6 protein-coding genes are annotated in these 5,326 nt (G+C 67.2%); 1 reads left to right on the forward strand and 5 read right to left on the reverse strand.

Features of this window, described 5'->3' with window-relative positions; all coding sequences use genetic code 11:
* Positions 1-184: 184 nt before the first annotated feature.
* Genes H0T81_RS10695 through H0T81_RS10705 form a run of 3 tightly spaced genes read right to left on the reverse strand, consistent with a single transcriptional unit; the run spans position 185 to position 1,669 of the window.
* A complete protein-coding gene (locus H0T81_RS10695) occupies positions 185-604 on the reverse strand; it encodes a 23S rRNA (pseudouridine(1915)-N(3))-methyltransferase RlmH (protein ID WP_294012865.1) in 420 nt (139 codons plus the stop codon).
* A 5-nt stretch (positions 605-609) separates the two neighbouring features.
* Entirely contained in the window at positions 610-1,014 is a 405-nt protein-coding gene (rsfS, locus tag H0T81_RS10700; protein WP_294012868.1) for a ribosome silencing factor, read from the reverse strand.
* A 10-nt stretch (positions 1,015-1,024) separates the two neighbouring features.
* Positions 1,025-1,669, reverse strand: coding sequence for a nicotinate-nucleotide adenylyltransferase (locus H0T81_RS10705; RefSeq protein ID WP_294012871.1), 645 nt, complete (start codon positions 1,667-1,669; stop codon positions 1,025-1,027).
* 62 nt (positions 1,670-1,731) lie between these two features.
* Here H0T81_RS10705 and H0T81_RS10710 point away from each other — a divergent pair, with 62 nt between their 5' ends.
* Entirely contained in the window at positions 1,732-2,784 is a 1,053-nt protein-coding gene (locus H0T81_RS10710; RefSeq protein ID WP_294012874.1) for a DUF3667 domain-containing protein, read from the forward strand.
* A gap of 3 nt (positions 2,785-2,787) precedes the next feature.
* Here the strand turns inward: H0T81_RS10710 and ftsH are convergent, their stop codons facing one another.
* Together ftsH and H0T81_RS10720 are read right to left on the reverse strand one after the other, a co-directional pair.
* Complete coding sequence (gene ftsH, locus H0T81_RS10715) at positions 2,788-4,731, reverse strand: ATP-dependent zinc metalloprotease FtsH (protein WP_294012877.1); 1,944 nt, start codon at positions 4,729-4,731, stop codon at positions 2,788-2,790.
* Between the two features lie 108 nt (positions 4,732-4,839).
* Positions 4,840-5,326: ATP-binding protein (locus H0T81_RS10720; RefSeq protein ID WP_294012879.1), on the reverse strand; the 487-nt coding region annotated here is incomplete at its 5' end.

The raw sequence follows: 5,326 nt of genomic DNA on the forward strand, positions 1-5,326 counted from the left end.
GCCTCGCCGCGAGCCCGCCCCGCTGCCTGTTCGAAGCGCCGGACCTGCGCATCGGCGGCCCGTGCCTCGGCCCGCGCCCGTTTCAGCGCCTCATCGGCGGTCTCGGCCACCGCTTGCACCGGGGCGCTGGCGGCGAGCAGCAGTGGAACCAGGAGCGGCAAGGCGGCGAAACGCATCATCGCGCTCATCCTTCGCGATGATAGGGGTGGTTCGCAAGGATCGACGTCGCCCGGAACAATTGCTCGGCAAGCATCGCCCGGACGAGCAGGTGCGGCCAGGTGGCGGGGCCAAACGACAGCAAGAGGTCGGCCTTGTCCCGCTCGGCGGAGTCGTGGCCGTCGGCGGCTCCGATCAGGAATCGCGCCTCGCGCTTGCCGCCGTCACGCCAGCCGTCGAGCCTGCGCGCCAAGCCCGCCGAGGACAGCGCCGTGCCGCGTTCGTCGAGGGCGATCGAGACGCTGTGCGGCGCCGCGGCCGGCACCGGAGCCCGCTCGCCGAGCTCGGTGACCTTGGTCGGCCACGCGATGCGCTGCAAGTAACGGTCGACGAGTTCAGCTTCGGGCGAGCGGCCGATCTTGCCGCGCGCGACGATGTGGAGGAGCAACCCGCTCAGCCGGTGGGCGCGGCGCCCGCGCGCTGAGGCGGAGCGTCGTCGCCGAACGCCCACATCCGCTCGAGATTGTAGAACGTGCGCACCTCGGGCCGGAACAGATGCACGATGACGTCGTCGGCGTCGATCAGCACCCAGTCGGCGGCCGGAAGGCCTTCGATCCGCGGCGTCCGGCCGACCCGCTCCTTGATCTTCTGGGCGAGCTTGCTGGCCATCGACGCGACCTGCCTCGTCGAGCGGCCCGAGGCGATCACCATATGGTCGGCGATGCTCGATTTGCCGGCCAGCGGGATCGAGATGACCTCGACCGCCTGGTCGTCGTCGAGCGATTTCAGGACGAGACGATGGAGGTCTTCGACGTCGATTGGAGGACGGCCCTCGGCGGTCCCGTCACTCGGACTCATTGGGGAACGATCAGGCAAGTGCTCTCCTGACGGAAGAAGGCGCGCCGGTACGCTGCGGCCGAACTCGGGATTGCGAACGGCGGTGCCAGCTGGGGTCGAGCGCGCGTATGGCGGTGGCGGACGTCGGGTCGGGCGGCAGGCGAAGCAGCAAAATCGCCGGTGAACTCCACTCCGCCCAGTTTCTTGCCTGGCTCGAAGGTCGGACGAACCCTCGAAGCCAGCCCATCGCGCGCGCCGCTCGGGCAGGCCCTTCATAGCCGGGGCGCGAGATGACCGCAATCGGAAGGCACTTGGCCAGCCTGCGCCACGCCTTCCATCGATGGAATTGGGCAAGCGTGTCGGCGCCCATCAGCCAGATGAAGCGGTCGCGCGGACGGCGCCGCAGCAGCTCCTCGACGGTGTCGATGCTGAACCTGGTCCCGGCCCTCGCCTCGAAATCGCTGACCCGGATCGGTGCCCGACGCGCCATCGCCCGGGCGGATTCCAGCCGCGCCTCGAACGGCGCCATCTCCTCGCCGCTCTTGAGCGGGTTGCCGGGCGAAACCAGCCACCACACTTCGTCGAGGCCGAGTTTGTCGATCGCTGCAAGGCTGATCCGGCGATGTCCGCGATGCGCCGGATTGAACGAGCCGCCGAGAAGTCCGATGCGCTTCATCGGCCCGAGCCGCTAGCATGGCCGTCGTGCAGCGCCTAATGCTCGCGTCCGAAGGAGTGGCGATGACCGACCTGGAATCCAGCGGCGACGCAGCGACCGGCGCGGTCGTCGCGCGCGCTGTCGAGCCGGGTGCGGGCGAAGTGGACGACGGCCACACCCACGAGAGCCACTGCCTGAACTGCGACGCCGAGCTGGTCGGCGATTTCTGTCATGAGTGCGGCCAGCGCGCGCATGTCCATAGAAGCCTCAAAGGGTTCTTCCACGACCTGATGCACGGAGCGCTGCATTTCGAAGGCAAGATCTGGCGCACCTTGCCCAAGCTCGTCGGCAACCCGGGTGATCTCACCCGCCGCTACATCGACGGCGAGCGGGCGCGGTTTATCTCGCCGATCGCTTTGTTCCTGTTTTCGGTGTTCCTGATGTTCGCGGTGCTGAGCCTCGCCGGCCCGACGCTGAACTCGTCCAACGCCGAGATGCGCGCCGGCATCAGCGAGCAGGTCGCGCAGGACAAGGCCGAGCTCGCTCGGCTCGAGGCCGACCGCGCGAGGGCGGCGGCCGCCGGCACTTCGACCGCCGCGCTGGACAATGAGATCAGGGAAACCCGCGAGGAGGTCGAGATGCTCGAGCTGATGCGCGACCGCGGCATCAGCAGCGCTGCGTTCAGCCGCGCCCCCAACATCGAACCGGGCAATTCGTGGCTCGAGAACGCCTATCTGAAGGCCAAGCAGAACCCGGACCTGTTGATCTACAAGCTCAAGACCAACGCCTACAAATTCAGCTGGGCGCTGATCCCCCTGTCGGTCCCCTTCATGTGGCTGTTATTCCCGTTCAGCCGCCGCTTTCGGCTCTACGATCACACGGTGTTCGTAACTTACTCGCTGAGCTTCATGACCCTGCTGATCATCACGGCCTTGCTGGTAGGAGCGGCTGGTCTGGGGACCATCGCTTCGCTCGCGTTCGTGGTGCCGCCGATCCACATGTACCTGCAGCTCAAGGGAACCTACGGCCTCAGCCGGTTGGGTGCACTGTGGCGAACCTTGCTGCTGGTCACCTTCGCTTTCATGGCGATGACCTTCTTCGCCTTGCTGCTGCTGACGCTGGGCGCCCTCGACTAGGGCTTACGCGCCGGCGGGAGCTGGCCCGCCCAGGCCCTGGCTCTTGCGCCGCGCTTTGGGGATCGACGAGCCGGCGACCGGGATGCTCGGAGCCGACGCTCCGCCGCGATCGATGGAGCCCCCGTCGAGCAGGGTCCTGATCTCGTCGCCGCTCAGCGTCTCATATTCGAGCAGCGCCTTGGCGAGCGTGTGCAGCTCTTCCTGGTGCTCGTTGAGCAGTTTCTTGGCGCGCTCATAGCCATCCTCGACGACCCGGCGGATTTCCTTGTCGATCAGCTGCGCGGTTTCGTTCGACATCTGCCGCTGGCGGTTGACCGAATAGCCGAGGAACACCTCCTCGTCGGCGTCGGCATATTGCAGCGGGCCGAGAGCGTCCGACATGCCCCAGCGGGTGACCATGTCGCGCGCCAGGCTGGTCGCGTACGAAATGTCGGATGACGCGCCCGACGACACCTTGTCGTAGCCGAAGATGATTTCCTCGGCGACGCGGCCGCCCATCGACACCGCCAGGTTCGCGTACATCTTGTCGCGGTGATAGCTGTAATTGTCGCGCTCGGGCAGGCGCATGACCATTCCCAGCGCCCGGCCGCGCGGGATGATGGTCGCCTTGTGGATCGGGTCCGACGCGGGCTCGTGCAGGGCGACGATCGCGTGACCGGCCTCGTGATAGGCGGTCATCTTCTTTTCGTCCTCGGTCATCACCATGGACTTGCGCTCGGTGCCCATCAGCACCTTGTCCTTGGCCTCCTCGAACTCCTTCATGGCGACCAGTCGCTTGCCCCGGCGAGCAGCGAGCAAGGCGGCCTCGTTGACCAGGTTGGCCAGATCCGCGCCCGAGAAACCGGGCGTGCCCCGAGCGATCACCCGGGGGTCGACATCGGGCGCCAGCGGCACCTTCTTCATGTGGACGTGGAGGATCTGCTCGCGGCCGTCGATGTCCGGGCGCGGGACGACGACCTGGCGGTCGAAGCGGCCGGGGCGCAGAAGCGCCGGGTCGAGAACGTCGGGGCGGTTGGTCGCGGCGATGATGATGATGCCTTCGTTGGCCTCGAATCCATCCATCTCGACCAGCAGCTGGTTGAGGGTCTGCTCGCGCTCGTCGTTGCCGTTGCCCAGGCCTGCGCCGCGATGGCGGCCGACCGCGTCGATCTCGTCGATGAAGACAATGCACGGAGCCGACTTCTTGGCCTGGTCGAACATGTCGCGAACTCGAGATGCGCCAACGCCGACGAACATCTCGACGAAGTCCGAGCCGGAGATGGTGAAGAACGGAACGCCCGCCTCGCCGGCGATCGCCCGGGCGAGCAGCGTCTTGCCGGTTCCAGGCGAGCCGACCAGCAGCGCGCCCTTGGGGATCTTGCCGCCCAGGCGAGCGAACTTGCCAGGGTCCTTCAGATATTCGACGATCTCCTGAAGCTCCTCGCGGGCTTCGTCGATTCCGGCGACGTCGGCGAAGGTCACCCGACCCTGCTTCTCGGTCAGCATCCGGGCGCGGCTCTTGCCGAAGCCCATCGCCCCGGAGCCGGCGTTCTTCTGCATCTGGCGCATGACGAAGAAGCTGATTCCCAGGATCAGCAGGAACGGCAGCGACTGGTAGAGCAGGATCAGCCAGAAGCTCGACTGCTCGGCTTCCTTGGCCTGGATCTGGACGCCGCGCTGGAGCAGTCGCTCGGTGACCTGCGCGTCGGCCGGAGCGAGCGTTCGGAACGGCTCTCCGCTGGCCAGCTTGCCGGTGATGATCTGGTTGCCGGTCGTATTGGCCGAGGTGGTGACCGAGCGCACGCTGCCCTCGTCGACCTGGCGAACGAACTCGGAATAAGGGATCGGCTGGCTGGCGCCGGCGCGCGGCCCTTCGATCATCTGGACGAACAGGACGAGCCCGAACAAAACGCCGACCCAGATGAGCAGGCTCTTGGTCCAGGGATTGCCGGGCTTCTTCTCGTTCATCGTCTCTCTCGTTGGGCCCGCAGGCGAGTACACCCCTAAAATAGTCTTTCGACGCTCAATAACAATGCAATGCTTAGGTCCCGGTGAACGGCAGTGCGCCCCGACGGATCATCGCCGCGGCGGCGCCGGCCTCAGGCGCCAGGTGACCCCGCCTTCCAGCTTGAGGCGCGCGAGCGTCGTGGTTCCGCCTTTGCGGAGCTTGTCGAGCGCCCGGGAGAGCTCGGGTCCGCGCGGGCTCGGTTCGCCCATCTCGGCGAAAGCGGCAAGCAGCAGCCGGCGCTGCAGCTCGCGCGGAATTCCGGACGGGTCGACGACCACCGCCGCCCCGTCGCGCGTGACGCGCTCTTCGGCAAGCGGCGCCAGCGCCCAGTCGAGCGCCTCGTCGGCCTCGTTGAGCCAGGCAGCGCTCGCCGCGAGCCGCTCGGGGTCGGCCCATTCGGCGCGCTTGAGCCATTCGCGCATCCGCACCCGGTCATGGCGGGGGTCGCGGTTGGACGGGTCGTCGACCGGCTTGACCCCGGCTTTCACGACCAGATCTGCAAGCTCGGCCTTGCGCCAGCCGAGCAGGGGCCGGACCAGCTTGACGCCCTTGACC

The sequence above is a fragment of the Sphingomonas sp. genome (genome assembly GCF_013812825.1).
GTDB lineage: Bacteria > Pseudomonadota > Alphaproteobacteria > Sphingomonadales > Sphingomonadaceae > Sphingomicrobium.

Coding starts and splice junctions, on each gene's coding strand:
- H0T81_RS10705 (WP_294012871.1), bottom strand. CDS start 1,669: ATGAAGCGCATCGGACTTCTCGGCGGCTCGTTCAATCCGGCGCATCGC.
- H0T81_RS10710 (WP_294012874.1), top strand. CDS start 1,732: ATGACCGACCTGGAATCCAGCGGCGACGCAGCGACCGGCGCGGTCGTC.
- ftsH (WP_294012877.1), bottom strand. CDS start 4,731: ATGAACGAGAAGAAGCCCGGCAATCCCTGGACCAAGAGCCTGCTCATC.
- rsfS (WP_294012868.1), bottom strand. CDS start 1,014: ATGAGTCCGAGTGACGGGACCGCCGAGGGCCGTCCTCCAATCGACGTC.